We start from the raw sequence: 16,420 nt of genomic DNA, 5'->3' as shown, positions 1-16,420 counted from the left end.
GTTTTATAAGCTTTTGATATACATAAAAACAATATCCATCAGCATGCTTTATTTATTTATAAAATATTCATACAATATAAAGAAAAAATTCTAAGATAACTATGTCTAAAGGTTCTAGTACTAAGAAATGGATTCAAGAGCATACTTCTGATTACTATGTAGCTCAAGCCAATAAACTTGGCTATCGAAGCAGGGCTAGTTTCAAAATTCTTGAAATACAAGATAAATATAACTTATTCAAGCAAAACATGTTTATAGTTGATCTTGGAGCTGCTCCAGGAGGGTGGTCAGAACAAGTAATAAAGTTTATAGGCAATAATGGTAAACTTATTGCTCTTGATTTACTTGAAATGACTCCTATTGCTGGTGTCGAATTTATCCAGGGAAACTTTTCTAGTGATGAAACTTACGAAAAGCTAAATCAACTTATAAATAACAACAAGATTGACTGTGTAATATCTGATATGGCCCAAAACCTAAGTGGAAACAAAACCTCTGATCAGGCAAGATCAATTTACCTTCTTGAACTTGCTCTAGACTTTGCGACTACAAATCTTAATAAAAATGGCTCTTTTGTTGCAAAGGTTTTTCAAGGTCAAGGAAGTGATGAGTATCTTAAATTAGTGAGAGAATCTTTCAATAAGGTAGTTCAATTCAAGCCCAAATCATCAAAACCCAAATCAAGAGAATTCTACGTTGTGGCAACTGGATTTAAAGGGTAAAAATTAGATATCATGCTTCCACAACTCCAGCATTTTATTTGCCACAACTCTATTAGCCTTCGCAGTGGGATGGCAATAGTCCCAGCATAAATATTTCTCAGGGTCTCCAAGTATGTCTATATCATATTGAATATTACCCAAAGAATCCGCACCACCATAACTATCAACACAAGCATCAGTAACATTTTCAAATCCATATTTTCTTGGAGAATCAATACAATCATTTAATAAGGTAAAAAAGTCAAAAAGCTTAAGATTAACACTTGGAAAAAGCATTTGAAGCTCTGCCACACGATTTCTTAATAATCCATTTTGCAAATTTATATTAGTTTTCAAATATGACTTAAAAAATTTACCAACCCAGTTAGAAAGATACTCTTTGTATCCTGGTGCTCTAGTTACATCTGGAATATTCCACAAGATTATATTTTTAGCACCCATTTTTATAACTTTACGGACAATTTTATTTAAGTCTCTAGCTACTCTAAATTTTGGCATTAGATTTATATATGGTATTTCATTATATACCATAAACATGAAGTTATTTGCTCCACCATTGACAATAACCAAATCATCAGCAGCAAAACGACCTTCTTCATTCTCAAATCTAGCAACTTGATCAGATACTGCAAACGAATGATAACGTAATAGAGATGAAGGATTAACTCCATGGGTCAATGCCCCACCTATTGCATAATTCTTATGTTTAATTTCTTGCATTTTTTGATCTTTAGCCAAGATTTCAGCCAAAACCTCTGTTGAAACAAGCCCATTTGAAAATCTGCCATCATGATATGGTTTACCTGGTATATCTAATGTCTTCATAATATTACCATTATCCAAAAGGCTATCACCAAAGACTACAATTCTACCTATTTGTTGCATACCTAATCCTTATACTCAAAAAAATTAGCCATCTAGTGGGCTATTATTAAACCATTATCCCTAATTCTCAAACTTTCTAAAGCATGATGAAATTCATTTTTTATATCATCTTGGTATTCTTTTATAAGAGTATGATTATGTACTTTTAGCATCTCATGATAAGCCTGTATCCCTAAAATATGATTATTGATGCAAAACATTCGAGCTTTACAATAATCTATTGTGCTTATAAGTTCAGCATCCTTAGGTAGCTCAACTATCATATCTTGATGATAAAATAATAAACTTAGATAGTTATGAAACGGATTCATCCATGGTTTCTTTATTAAAACCTCAACATTACGTACACCTACTGCAAACCCCTTAGGACCTCTCTCTACTCTTCCACCAAGGGCTTGAGCTAAAATTTGATGTCCAAAACAGATACCTATAATCTTTCTATTATGTTTGTAAAGCCTCTTTATTTCAGCTTTTAACTTAATAATCCAACCAAGATCATCAAAAGCAGTAGCCTTACTACCTGTAATAATAAAACCATCATAAATATCATAATTCTCTGGATATTCTTGGATAGTTACATCATAAATATCAAAATCAACAACCACAGACAATTTAAAAAAAAGATTAGCAAACATCTCAGGGTAATTACCACCTGCAACCCCTCGTCGATGCTCTGGAATATGGTCTGTTTGTAATATTGCTATTTTCATCTTAATTTTATTAACTTATTAATGCATCAAATAATATTTTTTTAAATTCTTCTGTTATCTCAAAAGTATAGCTATGATTCTTTGAATCCCCTCTGGCACCCTTTATTATCAGAAGATTACCATCTTTAGAAATATTATTGATATTAATCACATTAATCTTTTCACTATCTAATATCTCAGCTTTACGCTTCCAGTTATCTCTATATCTAGTGATAGCACTACGATATGATCCTGATATTTTATTTTCTAAAACTTTTTGAATAAACTGTTGAGCACCTTCGGGTATCTCTTCTGCGAACTTTTTAAGTTCATATAAAGTTCTTACATCTTCAATAATGCCTTTATTTGATAATTCACGAATGTTATCTTCAGCATCTGCTATTTTTAGACGCATCGATATCCAACTATTATCCCGACCTAGGACTTTGGCTATATCAGACTTTTTAACATTCTTATTTTCAATCAAATCTCTTAATGCATCAGACTCTTCAAACGGTGATACATTCTCTCTTTGATCATTTTCTAAAAGCTGTAATAAAATAATACTAGCATCAGACTCTTCTTGTCTTACAATACACGGTATAGTTGTCAAACCTGCTTTTTGACTTGCTAAATACCTTCTTTCTCCAGCAATTATATGATGTACTCCATCATCTTTTTTAGCAGTAACAATAATTGGCTGAATAATACCATTTTCTCGAATACTTTCCGCAAGAGAATCAATATTATTAAATGTCTTTCTTGGCTGATTAGCATCAGGTTTAACAAGATTCAAAGGCAATTCAAAAAGTTGACCTACTTTGCTTGCTTGATCACTAAGCTCCTGTAATTGCATAGCTCTAAGAATATCTTTTTTTTCTTGGGCTACTGCATCATGAATTTTAGGATTAGTTTTACGGTTCATTAAAGAAACTTTCTTAACCATTATTTTTCTTCTCCAAAAAACTCAATTATTTCTCTAGCGAGTTTTTTAACCTGAATATGTACTTTGCTTTGTTTCGCATAATCACCAACATATACTCCTTCAGCTTCAGCCTCAATGAACTTAACACTTTGAGAGACATAAGCTTCAAAGAAATTTCCATCTTCTTCAAAAAATTCTAGTAAGCTCTTTGCCATATTTGATTGCATTTGCACTCTATTGGCAAAAAACTTGTATGGCTTCTCAGCTGTTAAAGCCAAATCTTTAGCTTCTATCAAACCTGACAAATCCATACCACTTGGAGAACACGGTATAACTACTAAGTCAGATAGCAGTGCTGACTTCAAAGCCGCTGTTTGAAAATTAGGTGGCGTATCAATAACAACAAAATCTAAATTCTGTTTTAATTCCATAACTTTTTCTCTTACATTTTTCTCGTCAAGGTTATAAACAAAATCACTAGCATCACTTTTTTTTGTCATCCACATGTATGCATCTGGTTTATCTTTATCCATATCAACTATAGCAACTTTGTAGCCTTGCTCTTTTAGGCCACACGCAATATTAATTGCTGTTGTTGTTTTTCCTGAGCCACCTTTTTGTTGCAACAAAGACACAACTTTTGCACATTTTTGATTCATTTAAAAAAAACCTTAAAATATATAAATTAACTTATTATATAGAGTACTCAAGAAATTATAGTCTATATTTGCTTGCTATAAAACCAACTTTTATACATTAACTATTGATAAGCTGACTGTTTTCTTATATTTTATTAATTCACTTGCGAGTATTCATAGAAATACTCTTTTTATACAAAATTATTTCAAAGGTTAAAAATGGCAAAAAATTTAGTAATTGTAGAGTCACCAGCCAAAACGAAGACTATAAAAAAATATCTTGGTAACGATTTTAATATTTTAGCATCATTTGGACATGTTAGAGAAATACCTTCTAAAGATACCTCTATTGATGTAAATGATGACTTTAAAATCAAGTTTACAACAAGTGAAAAAAGCAAGAAACATTTAGATGCTATCAAAAAATCTGCAAAAAATGCCGAAAACATATATCTTGCTACCGACCCAGATAGGGAGGGAGAAGCCATATCTTGGCATGTACAAGAAGTACTCAAAAATGCGCGCTTACTAAAAGATAAAAATGTTTATCGTGTCACATTTAATGAGATTACAAAATCAGCAGTAACAAATGCCATAGAGAATCCAAAAGAACTTTCTATGGATTTAGTTAATGCTCAAAAAGCTCGGCAAGCATTAGACTTTCTAGTTGGTTTTAATTTATCGCCTTTGCTATGGCGCAAAATAACTAGTGGATTATCAGCAGGAAGAGTCCAAAGCCCCGCTTTGAGAATGATCGTTGAGCGTGAAATAGAGCGTGAAAACTTCATAAAACAAGACTATTGGAGTTTAACTGCTGATGTTTTTAAACAAAAACAAATATTTGCAAATTTAATAGAGTTTAATAAAACTAAAGTAGAACAATTTACTTTTACTGCTGAAAAAGATGCTGACAAAGCTAAATCTACCATTGTTAAAGATGCAAACGGATTTTTGATAGTTGAAGGAATTACAGAAAAGAAAACTAGAAGAAACCCCTATCCTCCTTTTATAACATCGACACTTCAACAAGAAGCTTCAAAGAAATTAGGCTTCACTGCCCAAAGAACAATGTCTACAGCTCAGAAACTTTATGAAGGTATTGATCTTGGTAATGGTGAATCTGTGGGTCTTATATCTTATATGAGAACAGACTCAACCAACCTATCCAATGATGCTCTAAATGACATAAGAAACATTATTGAGTCTAAATTTGATAATGACATGCTACCATCTAAGCCTAGAATTTTTGGCAAAAAGTCACAAAATGCTCAAGAAGCTCATGAAGCTATCCGTGTAACAGCTGCAAATAGAACTCCTGAATCAATCAAGCAACACTTAACTTCAGACGAGTTTAAACTGTATAGCCTAATATATAATAGAACTATTGCTTGCCAAATGAAGCATGCAACATTAAATAGCGCATCTGTTGATTTAATAACAGAAAACACAAAGCACAAATTCAGAGTTACAGGAACTGTCATTGTCGATGCAGGATTTTTAAAAATCTATAATGTTGAAAAAGATGAAGATGAAAAAGATGAAGATGATGAGCAAACTTTACCGAAGTTTGAAAAAGGTGAAAAAATACCATTAAGTGATATCATAATAAAGGCTCACTCAACTGAACCTCCCCCTCGTTACACCGAAGCATCTTTAGTTAAAGCTTTAGAAAAACATGGTATTGGCAGACCATCGACGTACGCCACTATCATTTCAACATTACAACAAAGAGACTATGTAGAGGTTGATAAACGTCGCTTCATACCTACAGACAAAGGTCGTATTGTAAATAAATTCTTAACCGAGTATTTTAAAAAATATATTGAGTATTCTTATACGGCAGGACTAGAAAAAGAACTTGATGGAATCGCCAATCATAAAAACAATTATTTAACCGTACTAAACAACTTTTGGAAACCTTTCATTGAAAGAATCAATAAAATCTCTGAAGGTATATCTCGTAAAGATGTAGTCCAAGAGGAACTTGATGAAGATTGCCCTGAATGTGGTAGTAAATTATCATCTCGCTTAGGTAAAAATGGTAGATTTATTGGTTGTACAAACTACCCTACCTGTAAATACACTCGTCGCATTGATAATGATGGTAAAGAAATAGAAAAAGAAGAACCTACTATTGTCGAAGGTAGAAAATGCCCAGAGTGCGAATCTGATCTACACATCAAGCAAGGACGTTATGGTAAGTTTATTGGCTGTTCTAATTACCCAACATGTAAACACATGGAACCTCTCGAAAAACCTAAAGATACCGGTGTATTATGCCCTAAGTGCAATAAAAATCACATTGTTGAGAAAAAATCTCGCAAAGGCAAAGTATTTTATGCTTGCTCAGGCTTCCCTAAATGTAAAAATGCTTACTGGTATCCACCAATAAAAGAAGAATGTCCAAAATGTAAATCCCCAATACTTTTACATAAAACAACTAAAAAAGATGGTGAACAAAAAGCATGTCCAAATACAGAATGTGATTACGCTGTACCTTGGGAAGAAAATAATTAATACAAATATTTACATCAGCAAAATTTAAATTTTATAGTTTTCTTGAAGCCAAGCATAATCAATAATTTATAGATAAACCCCCTTAAATAGATAATATTTTAGCCTATTATGTATAAGCAGTATACCTTGCCATCTTGAATTTATTTCAACATGATAAAAATAATTAATCCTTTTAAATTTTAAAATATAGTTTCAACAATATTAATTAAGCCAAAACCTAAATCCACATAGGTGGAAATATAAGAGGTAATATTGTTATACAAAATATACTAACAAATATTAATGTTCCAACTACTATATAGCTTACAACTGACACATCAGTATTCTGCTTAGATTGTTTTACAAAAATAGATACGCAAAAGCCAAATACAAACACGCAACCAAATAATCCTAGCGATGTTTTAAACATAGCATTTAACATGCCATCTATCATTCCAGCTGTTAGCATCATCACAAATATACAGTGATAAGGGTTAACACAAATATCTATACGTTTTTTAAGTAAATTTTTAACCGCAGTAATAATAACTATAATCGCAGCAATAAAAGCTGGAATACCCCATTGCGACCATATTTCTAGTAGTAAATTATGAGGATATCCATCTGGTCGCTTAGTAATTGCAAGGTAATTCCATTGCCCTACTCCTCCAGTAAGAGGATGTTCTACACCTATCTAGAATGCTTTATTCTATAGAGGAATCCTGCCACTAAAACCTCCTCTAATAAGATCTGCTGATGACTTAATATTAGTATTATCAACCGCTGATATAAAATGAGTATAGAACAAGTCTAGTAAACCTCCACAAACCAAAGTTAAGCTAAGTATCAAGACAACTATCTTAAAATACTTACGAGCAAAAATAAAAAGCAAAGGTATTATTAGAATATACTCAGCGAATATTGTTCTAAAAGCATGATTTATCAACACAAACTAAACTATAGTTAATGCTATAAAAGAACCTATCTTGTAAATAGGTCTTAAATCAATAAACCATGGTAATAATAACAAAGGTAAAAACCAACTAAAGTAATTATCCAAAAATCTTGGATTTAGACAATTATATATGAATAATAAAACTTTTTGGATGCTACCTGCAACCACAGCTCCATAGACCGAATAATTAGCCAATGATAGCTGTAAAAATAACGCTCCTCCGAAGAAAATTAAAGAGAGCAATATAATCACATAAAAATATTGTATAGACTTAAAATTATCTCTCACATAACCTGAAATAAACAATACACAGATAAATTGTAAAAATGTTACGCTAACACCTTTGAATGCAATTGAAGGAGAAATAGCAAAAGCCGAAGATACAATACCGAATATAAAAAACATGAAGATTGAATATCTTACTAGATTGCCAAAGCTCAAAAATACTTGTATAAGTTTAGAAAGACTTTGCTTATTAAGCAAAATAGCGACACTAGCAATACAAAGCGTATAGAAAAAAATATAATATCTATCTAAAAACAGATAAATATTCGCACTAAAAGTATCATTAAAATAATGAGTAATCTTACCCCCTGATGACACCGGCACTAAATTTAGTGGGGTATATTTCATAAAAGGCATTAAAAATACTCAAAATAGTGAAATAGCAAGAAAATAAAATATACAGTCGTTAAAATTAATCTTTTTGACAAAGTTTTTCACAATTAATTCTCGTGTTAGAAACTCATGTTAATAAGAAATATTGTAGTATTTGAAATTACTAGAAAAATTTATTTAATCTCAATTGTAGACTTAGCTAGTTCTGAATTATCAGATTTATTAACAACCGTAGCAGTCCAAGTACCATCACAAACCTTATCATCACTAAGAACACTCTGATTGTCTACAGTATAGTCTTGAGCATCTTTAAACTTTGTAATAGGGAAAGATGTACTATAGCAGTTAGTATCTTTAGGTGCTCTCCATGTTAAATAAATAGTGCCTTGTGGTGCACCATTCCAATTTGTTATTATCTTTGCCTCAATTTCATGAGACTCCGACTGATAGTTCAAGTTCAAAGTGGCTGTTGGTTTATCTTCTGAGTTATCTTGAAGATCTTCTTGATCAGGATTATCAAGATTATCATCAGGATTAACTTGTATTGAATCATCCGAACTATACAGCTTATCAACAAATGAGTTATATGTACTACATCCAGCTAAACTCGCAGTTATTAAAGCTAATAGTAAAATCTTTTTCATTATATTCTTATCCATTACTTTTTAGTTTCCTTTTTGCTCAATGACTATCTTATCTTTAAGTTGTTGAATTTCTTGATTCGTTTGCTCAAGATTATCTTGAGTTTGCTTTATTTGTTCTTCTAACTTCTGAGATTTTTCTCTATAAATAGATGCTTTTTTAGTATAGCGCTTAAGTCTTTTTTGAATATGTACAGAATCTTGGGCAGATTTCATTAACTGTGCTTTTAATTCTTGTTTTTTAGCTAATGCTTCAGCTGTATTCTCTTTACTAAGTTTAGCATGCTGAGCCTCCATCTTATCAATCTCTTGCTGTTGCTTATCCAATAAACTCTCATATTTATTAGATAGCTTCTCATATTTATCAGCCTTCTGCTGAACCTTAGCTATTTCCTCTTGGAGGACCACAGTCTGCTGCTGTATTTGTTGCTGATTTTTTTTTGTAACTCAGCTAATTTTTCTGTATGTGAAGTACAAGCTGTTAGCATCAAGGCCATTAAAGAATTTAAGCAAATTAATAAAGTTGATAGATTATTTTTCATATATTAAGTTTATCTGTATAGTCTTATAAACATATATTTTATCAGCTAGACACCTTAAGTAAAGAAGATTAACAACTCAAGATAACAAATATATATATTATTTTGATTTAGACTGAAGCTCTACAATTTGTTGAGCTATTTTAGATGCTTGGTTAGCTTGAGTTTGTGAAGTAGCTTTTAGATTATTTATCTGCGATTGATATCCATTTGCAAGAGTTCGATACTCATTTATTTTCTCATCAATTTTAGCTTTTTGGAGAGTCTTTTGTACTAATTCTTTATTAACAGCTATTGCATTATCATTATTTGGATCACTAAAGTTACTATACGCTTTCTTGAGATCACCGATATCACTGCCTAATTTATCTGATTCTTTCTGTAAATCATCTGCTTGTAACCTATACTTGACTATTTTAGTTTGCAGACTATCGATATTAGCAAGATTCTGAGATGCTTGCTCGCTCAATTGTTTTTGAGTCTGCTGAAGCTGTTAGATTTGTTCTGCACTACATAGATCCACAAGAACTAAGACTTAGTACTGCCAGCAATACCACAGATGCTATTAAAAAACCTTTTTCATAAAACTTATTACCGTTATTATTCCAGAATAATAAAGTATAGCAAAAAGTGCTATTTAATAATAATCTGATTTTCTAAATTAAAGAGTAGATGTTTAAAAGAATTCAGTCAATTTTCAGGATGACTATACAGTGATTGAATCAGAAGCAATTACTTGCTTATCAAAAAGAACGTTTGCTATCCATTTACCACTACAATACTTATTACCCTGTTTAATTTCCACAGTAGCCCAAGTTTTATCATTCTTCTCAGCATACTTAGTGATAGGGAAACTAGTATCATGGCACTTAGATCCTTCTGGAGCTTGCCACTGCAATCTTACACTTCCTTGAGGGTTGTTATTATAAGTAGTATAGATAGTAGCTTTGATATCATCTTGGTTAGTTTTCTTTAGCTTGATCTTAGCCGTAGGCGCTGTGCTCGCAGAAGCTTGAACAGCTGTTGCATCTGAAGCTTGTGGTGCTTGATCTTGAGCAGTAGGCTTATCACCTGATACTGTAGAACAACTAGCAAGACCTGTAATAGACAACGATAAAAGACTAAGTTTAATTATTTTTTTCATAAAATATTACTCCTTTTACAAGTTATATACTCAAAGTCGATTATAACACTAATTACTGTTAAATAAATAGCCGTTTATCAAATAATTATGCAACTGACACTACGATTTTCATTAACAAGTAAATTATATGTCTTACAAGCAGTATCACTTGCCATAAAATCAACACTTCTACCAGCCTTTGCTAGCTTATTAATTATCTCTATTGGAGGTAATAATTGCCTCTTCCCTGTACCAATAATGATGATCTCTGGACTTGTTGATAACACAAGATCAAGATGACCTTGATTAATGCTGTTAATATCACTAATTTTATCTTGATATTCTAACACCTCTGTAGAAGATAGAATCAAAGGATGATTATACTCACCAATATTGAGGATAATTCGCCCATCAATATATTCTTTAAAAAAAACAGGTGCTTGAATTTTTTCTTCTTGTAAAGTCATCATAGCAAAATAACCTTGATTATAATAATATAGTTAGCATATACAAATTATAACTTATCAGTATCATATCTAAACATTATTTTGAGGCTATCATGAATTCAATACTAGAAGAATCTAATTTACCTAAACTTGCTGAGTTTAAAACTGATGAAGTCAAGCCAGCAATAGACTATCTTTTTGAGCAAGCTGAAAACCAACTTCAAAAAGCACTGCAAGAGCAAAATTCTAGCTGGCAAACTATATTATCACTAGAAGAAGACGATGAGAAAATTAGTCAGGCATTTTCTACAATTGCGCATATGAATGCTGTTTGTAATTCTAAAGAATTACGCGAAAGCTACGAATACTCTGTAACCAAACTTACAGAGTACTATACCAAGCTTGGACAAAATAAAGATTTATACAATTTATATAAACAAATCCAAAATCACGATCTTAATTCCGAGCAAACACAAGCTATAAAAAAAGCTATTGTCGGATTTGAGCAATCAGGCGTAAATCTTGACGAATCAAAAAGAAAAAGATTGCAGGAGATCTCGCAAGAGTTAGTCCAGCTAACTACAAAATTTGAAAATAATGTCTTAGATGCTACTATGGACTGGCTCTACACCACAAATGATGAGAAAGAGCTAAAAGGTCTATCTCAAAATACTATTGAATCAGCAATAAATAAAGCTAAACAAAAAAATATTTCTGAAAAATATGCATTAGGAATAGATATTCCAACATACCTAGCAGTATTACAGCAAGCTGACAATCGTAAACTACGTGAGAAATTCTATAAAGCATATTGTACTAGAGCATCAAAAGAAGCAGATAACAAAAACTTCAATAATAATGACAATATTGAAAAAATTCTAAAACTGCGTGCTGAAAAATCGCAAATACTTGGTTTTGATAATTATGCAGAGAACTCTCTATTTACTAAAATGGCTGAATCTCCAAACCAAGTACTTGAGCTACTTAATAATCTTCTTGAAAAATCATTACCTCAAGCAAAGAAAGAACTTAATGAACTACGTAGATTTGCTGAAGATGCGGGACTAGTAGATGCTCTTCAACCATGGGATACAGCATATTATTCTGAAAAACTCAAAAAAGCTAAATTTGACTTCACAGAAGAAGAGCTTAGAGAATATTTCCCATTAGAGAGAGTTTTGGAAGGACTATTCAATATACTTAATAAAATCTATAATTTAGAAATCACAGAAAATACAAACTATACAAAATATGTTGCGGAGCAACAAACTTTCGATTTTTTCAAAGATAGCAAATATATTGGCAGTATAATTTGTGATTTTTTTGCTCGTGATAATAAGCGTGGTGGCGCATGGATGGATGGTTCACGTACAGCATTTATCAAATTAGATGGCTTAGTTCAAAAACCAGTCGCTTATGTTAATTGCAATTTCTTACCACCGTCTAAAGATGGTGCGAACTTAACTCATAGTGATGTCGTAACATTATTTCACGAGTTTGGTCATGCTCTTCACCATATCTTATCACGTGTAACTATTGCTTCAATTTCTGGAACTAACGGAGTTGAATGGGATGCTGTGGAATTACCCAGCCAATTCATGGAGAATTTCTGCTGGTGTGAAGAAGGACTAGCACTTATATCTGGATCACGCGATGGTAAAGCCCTTAGTAATAAACAAATTAATAAACTTGTAGGCACTAGACATTTTCAATCTGCATTGATGATGGTTAGACAACTTGAGTTTGGTATATTTGATATGAATATCCACTATAAGAAATTAACTACCGCGACTGAAGTCCAAAATGAGCTAGATAGTATCAGAGAAAAAGTAAGCTTGCTTAAAACTCCTAGCTACAATAGATTCCAAAATGGATTTTCGCATATTTTTGCTGGTGGTTATGCTGCTGGATACTATAGCTACAAATGGGCTGAAATACTTTCTTCAGATGTGTTTTCACGTTTTGAAAATGAAGGAATCCTTAGTAATGAAGTTGGTAATAACTTGTTAGAAAACATAATTTCAAAGGGTTCTTCACGTAATGCTATGGATAACTTTGTAGCATTTATGAGGCGTAAACCAAATGAAGAAGCCTTGCTTCGACATAGTGGAATTAATTAAAGTAACAAAGCTAAATGTAGCTATAGATCTTTAATCTGCCAATAACATTTATTCGTACAATATATATCACAGTTATAAAACTTCTAGGAATATGAAAACAATTGAAATAGGTAATAAAGCTGAAGAGCAAGCCTCTAAATTTTTACGAACTAAAAACTTACAAATTCTAGCTCAAAATTTTAAAGCCTTACCTTATGGTGAGATCGATATAATTGCACTTGATCAGAACACTCTTGTATTTATTGAAGTAAAATTTCGTAGCAAAACAAAATTCGCTAAAGCTGAAGAAATGCTAACTTACAGTAAACAGCAAAAACTTATTAATGCAGCAAATATTTTCTTACAACTGAATCCTAAGTTTGAAAACTACGAATGTCGATTCGATTTAATAGCAATTAACAAAGAAGATATTAACTGGATAAAGAATGCTTTTATCTTAAACTAAAGCTTTTGAGAAAGTTCTATAAAGCTTTTTAGCTTGTAATAACTGATAAGCATCTGTTTTTATCATTTAAGTAATACATACAGAATATCCTTCTCTTGCTGCTTGAATCGCTGTTGAAGCTCCAATATCTCTACTTGATCCAGTACTAGTAAAACCTTGTTATCCATACTCATACTAAATTTTTCTATGATTATTAAAGAATATACATACAATTAGGTTTTTGAAATACTTTTCAAATATCACATTTTATTTTTTATCAAGATACTAAAGTTTTTGTGACATTATTATTCTATAGGGAATAAAACTTTTAGGAGTACAAAATGGACAAAAAATATCTTTTACTGTTTAACATAGAAGTTCTTTATAAAATTTTACTAAATTATGCAAACTTAGAAGAAAGTATATGTTTTATTGAGTTAAATGAGCTATTAGAGAAAAAGAACTTCAAACTAATTACAACCTCTGAACTAGATTTAGAAATTTCTCATATCCTCTTTCAAAAATATAAATATGTTATTAGTAAACAAAGGGAAATACAAATACAAAAAGGTATTGAGCAAAAAGTTATAGAAGCAAATACTTTTACTTCTCTATAGGAGAGTTTCAAAGAAGAATATTCTAATTTTATTATTACTATTAATGTGCTAGTTATGGATAGAGAGAAAATTAATAGTGATTATCGTCACTGCTTATCTCCTTTTGAAATTAATACAAAGATAACAAACCACAAATCATATGTGTTTTGCTCTTTTGAGTCAATATATAGATATATAAACTATAGCAGAATATCTATAGAAAATATTTTTATAATTTCTGATAATAAACATTTTAAAGAATTCATTAATAAAGAATATAATGGAAAGTGCCAAACATATAGCTGCCTAAAACAAATTATTAGGAAACTTTACTGTTCAGAAAATTAAATCTCTCGACTATAATTAAAGCTCCTCAGAAAGAGTAATTAATTTTTTAGCCTGTAGTAATTGATATTCATCAGTCTCATCATTAAGGTTAAGATTTAGATGCCCTACTTTTCTGCCCTTACGTGGCTCCTTGTTATAGCTGTGAATCTTAACTTTATCAAGCGCTGCTAAATCTTTTGTAGCTGGCATACCACCAATACAATTTAGCATAACCGTCTTACGACTAGTTGTATCACCCAAAATCAATCCAGCGATAGCTCTAACATGATTTTCAAATTGTGAGGTAATTGAACCATCAATACTCCAGTGTCCACTGTTATGCACTCTAGGAGCTATCTCATTAACTATTAACTCATCACCCTTAACAAAAAACTCTATCGCAAGTGTGCCAACATAGCCAAACTCTTTAACTAAAGTTTTTGCAACGTGCTGAGCTTTGGTTTGTAAAACATCATTTTCAAAAGGAGCTTCCGATTCAACTATAATACCTTGTTTATGAATATTTTTAGCTAATGGATAAAAAGCTATATTTCCTTTAATATCCACCGTACATATTTGTGAAACTTCATAATCAAAATCGACAAAAGCTTCATAAATAAGACCATCTGAAGCATTTTTAAGAGCACCCCAAGCTTTTGATACATCTTCTTGAGATTTCATCACAAACTGACCTTTGCCATCATAGCCAAATCTACGTGTTTTGACTATAGCCAGTAATCCATAATCTTGTACAGCTTTTTTAAGCTTGTCTAGACTATCAATATTTACAAATTTAGCAGTAGCTATACCATGATCTTGCATAAAAGATTTCTCAAGTAATCTATCTTGAGAGATAGCAATAGCTTTCGCAGATGGATATACATTCACATCATGATTAATTGCTTTAATAAGCTCGTGAGATATATTTTCATTCTCAAAAGTTATTACATCAAACTGTTTTGCCCATGCAACAACATCATTAACTTGTTCTAAATCAATATCTGTAACACTTTTTACAACCTCTTCGGCGCAATCTCCTGTCTTGCCTAGACAATGAAATTCTAAACCTAAAGGCGTACCTGCTATACTTAGCATCCTTGCAAGTTGACCTGCGCCAATAATACCTATTTTCATACTATTGCTCCCTAGGGTTAGGATTATCTAGAACTGATTGAGTTTGATCTACTCTAAACTTAGTTAACGCTTGACCAACTTTTGAATCTACATGTTGCAAAATACTTGCAGCAAAAAGAGCGGCATTTTTTGCCCCTGCTACACCAATAGCAAAAGTAGCAACCGGAATACCTGTTGGCATCTGCACGATTGATAGTAAACTATCTTTTCCACTTAACGTGCTAGATTTCAAGGGTACACCTAGCACTGGCAGATCTGTTTTAGCAGCAACCATCCCTGGCAGATGGGCCGCACCACCAGCACCTGCAATTATTACTTTTAGGCCTCTAGACTTAGCTGTCTCAGCATAATCGAACATTTTGTCAGGAGTTCTATGAGCTGAAACAACCTCACACTCATAACTGATACCTAGATTTTCTAAAATATCACAACACTCTTTCATTGTACTCCAATCAGACTTAGAGCCCATGATTACACCAACATTTATACTCATATATCATCCCTCCACATTAAAGCTAAATGTCATGCTAAATTCATTCAGCACTGTTGCTTTTATATTAATTGAGCTATTTCTTCCAATTATTAATAACTTCAATCCAGGCTGTACTCTCTAGTGCCTGTACTTTTTCTTTTAAGCTTTCTGCTATATCATCTTTTGTTACATCACATTTTAACTGTAAGACTATATCACCACCATCAACCTCTTCACTTACTTGATGAATCGTGCATCCCGATATACTATCTCCAGCATCAATAACTGACTGATGCACTGCCAAATCGATTAATCCTGCGTGCTTTGGCAATAACGATGGATGAATATTTAAAATTTTACGCTCAAAAGCCTTTATAAATACTGGACTTAAAATACGCATAAAACCAATTAGTAAGATTAGGTCTGGATTGTATTTCTCTATTTCTTCGACAAGAAGCTTATCATAAACCTCTCTTGATAGACCTTTTGAAGCTATGAATTTATTAGCTATATTCTGATTTTTTGCTCTTTGTAAAATATAGGAATCTTGCTTATTAGAAATAACCAAACTTATTTCAGCATCTATTTGCTTATTCGCTATAGCATCCACTATAGCTTGCATATTAGTCCCTCGTGTAGAACCTAATACAACAATTTTAAGCTTAGACAT

At 31.9% G+C, this 16,420-nt stretch carries 17 protein-coding genes and 1 pseudogene; 5 read left to right on the top strand and 13 right to left on the bottom strand.

What is annotated here, in order from left to right:
• The first annotated feature begins 101 nt into the window (after positions 1-101).
• On the top strand, positions 102-722 hold the full coding sequence (locus FNO12_RS02165) for an RlmE family RNA methyltransferase (RefSeq protein ID WP_014714504.1): 621 nt from the start codon (positions 102-104) through the stop codon (positions 720-722).
• A 3-nt stretch (positions 723-725) separates the two neighbouring features.
• Here the strand turns inward: FNO12_RS02165 and FNO12_RS02160 are convergent, their stop codons facing one another.
• The 4 genes from FNO12_RS02160 to FNO12_RS02145 are packed head-to-tail and all read right to left on the bottom strand — an operon-like array spanning position 726 to position 3,880.
• Positions 726-1,607, bottom strand: coding sequence for an SGNH/GDSL hydrolase family protein (locus tag FNO12_RS02160; protein ID WP_014714503.1), 882 nt, complete (start codon positions 1,605-1,607; stop codon positions 726-728).
• Positions 1,608-1,639: 32 nt separating this feature from the next.
• Positions 1,640-2,317, bottom strand: a complete 678-nt coding sequence (locus tag FNO12_RS02155; protein ID WP_014714502.1) for a glutamine amidotransferase-related protein — start codon at positions 2,315-2,317, stop codon at positions 1,640-1,642.
• 10 nt (positions 2,318-2,327) lie between these two features.
• Positions 2,328-3,242 (bottom strand): ParB/RepB/Spo0J family partition protein, encoded by a 915-nt coding sequence (locus FNO12_RS02150; RefSeq protein ID WP_014714501.1) that lies wholly within the window; start codon positions 3,240-3,242, stop codon positions 2,328-2,330.
• Positions 3,242-3,880: a ParA family protein gene (locus FNO12_RS02145; protein WP_014714500.1), complete on the bottom strand. Its 639-nt coding sequence runs from the start codon at positions 3,878-3,880 to the stop codon at positions 3,242-3,244. Before FNO12_RS02145 ends, FNO12_RS02150 begins: the two co-directional genes overlap by 1 nt.
• Before the next feature lie 198 nt (positions 3,881-4,078).
• Between FNO12_RS02145 and topA the strand changes: the two genes are divergently transcribed.
• Positions 4,079-6,376 (top strand): type I DNA topoisomerase, encoded by a 2,298-nt coding sequence (topA, locus tag FNO12_RS02140; RefSeq protein ID WP_014714499.1) that lies wholly within the window; start codon positions 4,079-4,081, stop codon positions 6,374-6,376.
• A 217-nt stretch (positions 6,377-6,593) separates the two neighbouring features.
• Here topA and FNO12_RS02135 read toward each other — a convergent pair.
• The 6 genes and pseudogenes from FNO12_RS02135 to FNO12_RS02110 form a co-directional block, all read right to left on the bottom strand.
• Positions 6,594-8,033: pseudogene (locus FNO12_RS02135) on the bottom strand (O-antigen ligase family protein).
• Positions 8,034-8,101: 68 nt separating this feature from the next.
• On the bottom strand, positions 8,102-8,572 hold the full coding sequence (gene lpnB / locus FNO12_RS02130) for a TUL4 family outer member lipoprotein LpnB (RefSeq protein WP_041257449.1): 471 nt from the start codon (positions 8,570-8,572) through the stop codon (positions 8,102-8,104).
• A gap of 21 nt (positions 8,573-8,593) precedes the next feature.
• A complete protein-coding gene (locus tag FNO12_RS02125) occupies positions 8,594-8,977 on the bottom strand; it encodes a hypothetical protein (RefSeq protein WP_231138684.1) in 384 nt (127 codons plus the stop codon).
• 231 nt (positions 8,978-9,208) lie between these two features.
• Complete coding sequence (locus FNO12_RS02120) at positions 9,209-9,577, bottom strand: hypothetical protein (protein ID WP_014714497.1); 369 nt, start codon at positions 9,575-9,577, stop codon at positions 9,209-9,211.
• A 237-nt stretch (positions 9,578-9,814) separates the two neighbouring features.
• Positions 9,815-10,252, bottom strand: a complete 438-nt coding sequence (gene lpnA, locus FNO12_RS02115; protein WP_014714496.1) for an outer member lipoprotein TUL4/LpnA — start codon at positions 10,250-10,252, stop codon at positions 9,815-9,817.
• A gap of 77 nt (positions 10,253-10,329) precedes the next feature.
• Positions 10,330-10,701 carry an Mth938-like domain-containing protein gene (locus FNO12_RS02110; RefSeq protein ID WP_014714495.1) on the bottom strand — a complete coding sequence of 124 codons (372 nt, stop codon included), beginning with the start codon at positions 10,699-10,701 and terminating at the stop codon, positions 10,330-10,332.
• Positions 10,702-10,790: 89 nt separating this feature from the next.
• On the opposite strand from FNO12_RS02110, the gene FNO12_RS02105 reads away from it, so the two are divergent.
• From FNO12_RS02105 to FNO12_RS02095, 3 genes are all read left to right on the top strand, one after another.
• Positions 10,791-12,797 carry a M3 family metallopeptidase gene (locus FNO12_RS02105; protein WP_014714494.1) on the top strand — a complete coding sequence of 669 codons (2,007 nt, stop codon included), beginning with the start codon at positions 10,791-10,793 and terminating at the stop codon, positions 12,795-12,797.
• 91 nt (positions 12,798-12,888) lie between these two features.
• Positions 12,889-13,242: a YraN family protein gene (locus FNO12_RS02100; protein WP_014714493.1), complete on the top strand. Its 354-nt coding sequence runs from the start codon at positions 12,889-12,891 to the stop codon at positions 13,240-13,242.
• Between the two features lie 320 nt (positions 13,243-13,562).
• Entirely contained in the window at positions 13,563-13,838 is a 276-nt protein-coding gene (locus tag FNO12_RS02095) for a hypothetical protein (RefSeq protein ID WP_030003364.1), read from the top strand.
• Between the two features lie 342 nt (positions 13,839-14,180).
• Here the strand turns inward: FNO12_RS02095 and FNO12_RS02090 are convergent, their stop codons facing one another.
• The 3 genes from FNO12_RS02090 to purN all read right to left on the bottom strand — a co-directional run bounded on the left by FNO12_RS02090 (position 14,181) and on the right by purN (position 16,420).
• Positions 14,181-15,278, bottom strand: coding sequence for a 5-(carboxyamino)imidazole ribonucleotide synthase (locus FNO12_RS02090; RefSeq protein ID WP_014714491.1), 1,098 nt, complete (start codon positions 15,276-15,278; stop codon positions 14,181-14,183).
• Position 15,279: 1 nt separating this feature from the next.
• Complete coding sequence (gene purE, locus FNO12_RS02085; protein ID WP_014714490.1) at positions 15,280-15,771, bottom strand: 5-(carboxyamino)imidazole ribonucleotide mutase; 492 nt, start codon at positions 15,769-15,771, stop codon at positions 15,280-15,282.
• Positions 15,772-15,844: 73 nt separating this feature from the next.
• Positions 15,845-16,420 (bottom strand): phosphoribosylglycinamide formyltransferase, encoded by a 576-nt coding sequence (gene purN / locus FNO12_RS02080; RefSeq protein ID WP_014714489.1) that lies wholly within the window; start codon positions 16,418-16,420, stop codon positions 15,845-15,847.

This window comes from Francisella orientalis FNO12 (genome assembly GCF_001042525.2).
Lineage (GTDB): Bacteria > Pseudomonadota > Gammaproteobacteria > Francisellales > Francisellaceae > Francisella > Francisella orientalis.
Note: the sequence above shows the minus strand (reverse complement) of the source record. Positions and strands in the feature narration are given on the sequence as shown.

Coding starts and splice junctions, on each gene's coding strand:
- FNO12_RS02165 (WP_014714504.1), top strand. CDS start 102: ATGTCTAAAGGTTCTAGTACTAAGAAATGGATTCAAGAGCATACTTCT.
- FNO12_RS02160 (WP_014714503.1), bottom strand. CDS start 1,607: ATGCAACAAATAGGTAGAATTGTAGTCTTTGGTGATAGCCTTTTGGAT.
- FNO12_RS02155 (WP_014714502.1), bottom strand. CDS start 2,317: ATGAAAATAGCAATATTACAAACAGACCATATTCCAGAGCATCGACGA.
- FNO12_RS02150 (WP_014714501.1), bottom strand. CDS start 3,242: ATGGTTAAGAAAGTTTCTTTAATGAACCGTAAAACTAATCCTAAAATT.
- FNO12_RS02145 (WP_014714500.1), bottom strand. CDS start 3,880: ATGAATCAAAAATGTGCAAAAGTTGTGTCTTTGTTGCAACAAAAAGGT.
- topA (WP_014714499.1), top strand. CDS start 4,079: ATGGCAAAAAATTTAGTAATTGTAGAGTCACCAGCCAAAACGAAGACT.
- lpnB (WP_041257449.1), bottom strand. CDS start 8,572: ATGAAAAAGATTTTACTATTAGCTTTAATAACTGCGAGTTTAGCTGGA.
- lpnA (WP_014714496.1), bottom strand. CDS start 10,252: ATGAAAAAAATAATTAAACTTAGTCTTTTATCGTTGTCTATTACAGGT.
- FNO12_RS02110 (WP_014714495.1), bottom strand. CDS start 10,701: ATGATGACTTTACAAGAAGAAAAAATTCAAGCACCTGTTTTTTTTAAA.
- FNO12_RS02105 (WP_014714494.1), top strand. CDS start 10,791: ATGAATTCAATACTAGAAGAATCTAATTTACCTAAACTTGCTGAGTTT.
- FNO12_RS02100 (WP_014714493.1), top strand. CDS start 12,889: ATGAAAACAATTGAAATAGGTAATAAAGCTGAAGAGCAAGCCTCTAAA.
- FNO12_RS02095 (WP_030003364.1), top strand. CDS start 13,563: ATGGACAAAAAATATCTTTTACTGTTTAACATAGAAGTTCTTTATAAA.
- FNO12_RS02090 (WP_014714491.1), bottom strand. CDS start 15,278: ATGAAAATAGGTATTATTGGCGCAGGTCAACTTGCAAGGATGCTAAGT.
- purE (WP_014714490.1), bottom strand. CDS start 15,771: ATGAGTATAAATGTTGGTGTAATCATGGGCTCTAAGTCTGATTGGAGT.
- purN (WP_014714489.1), bottom strand. CDS start 16,420: ATGTCTAAGCTTAAAATTGTTGTATTAGGTTCTACACGAGGGACTAAT.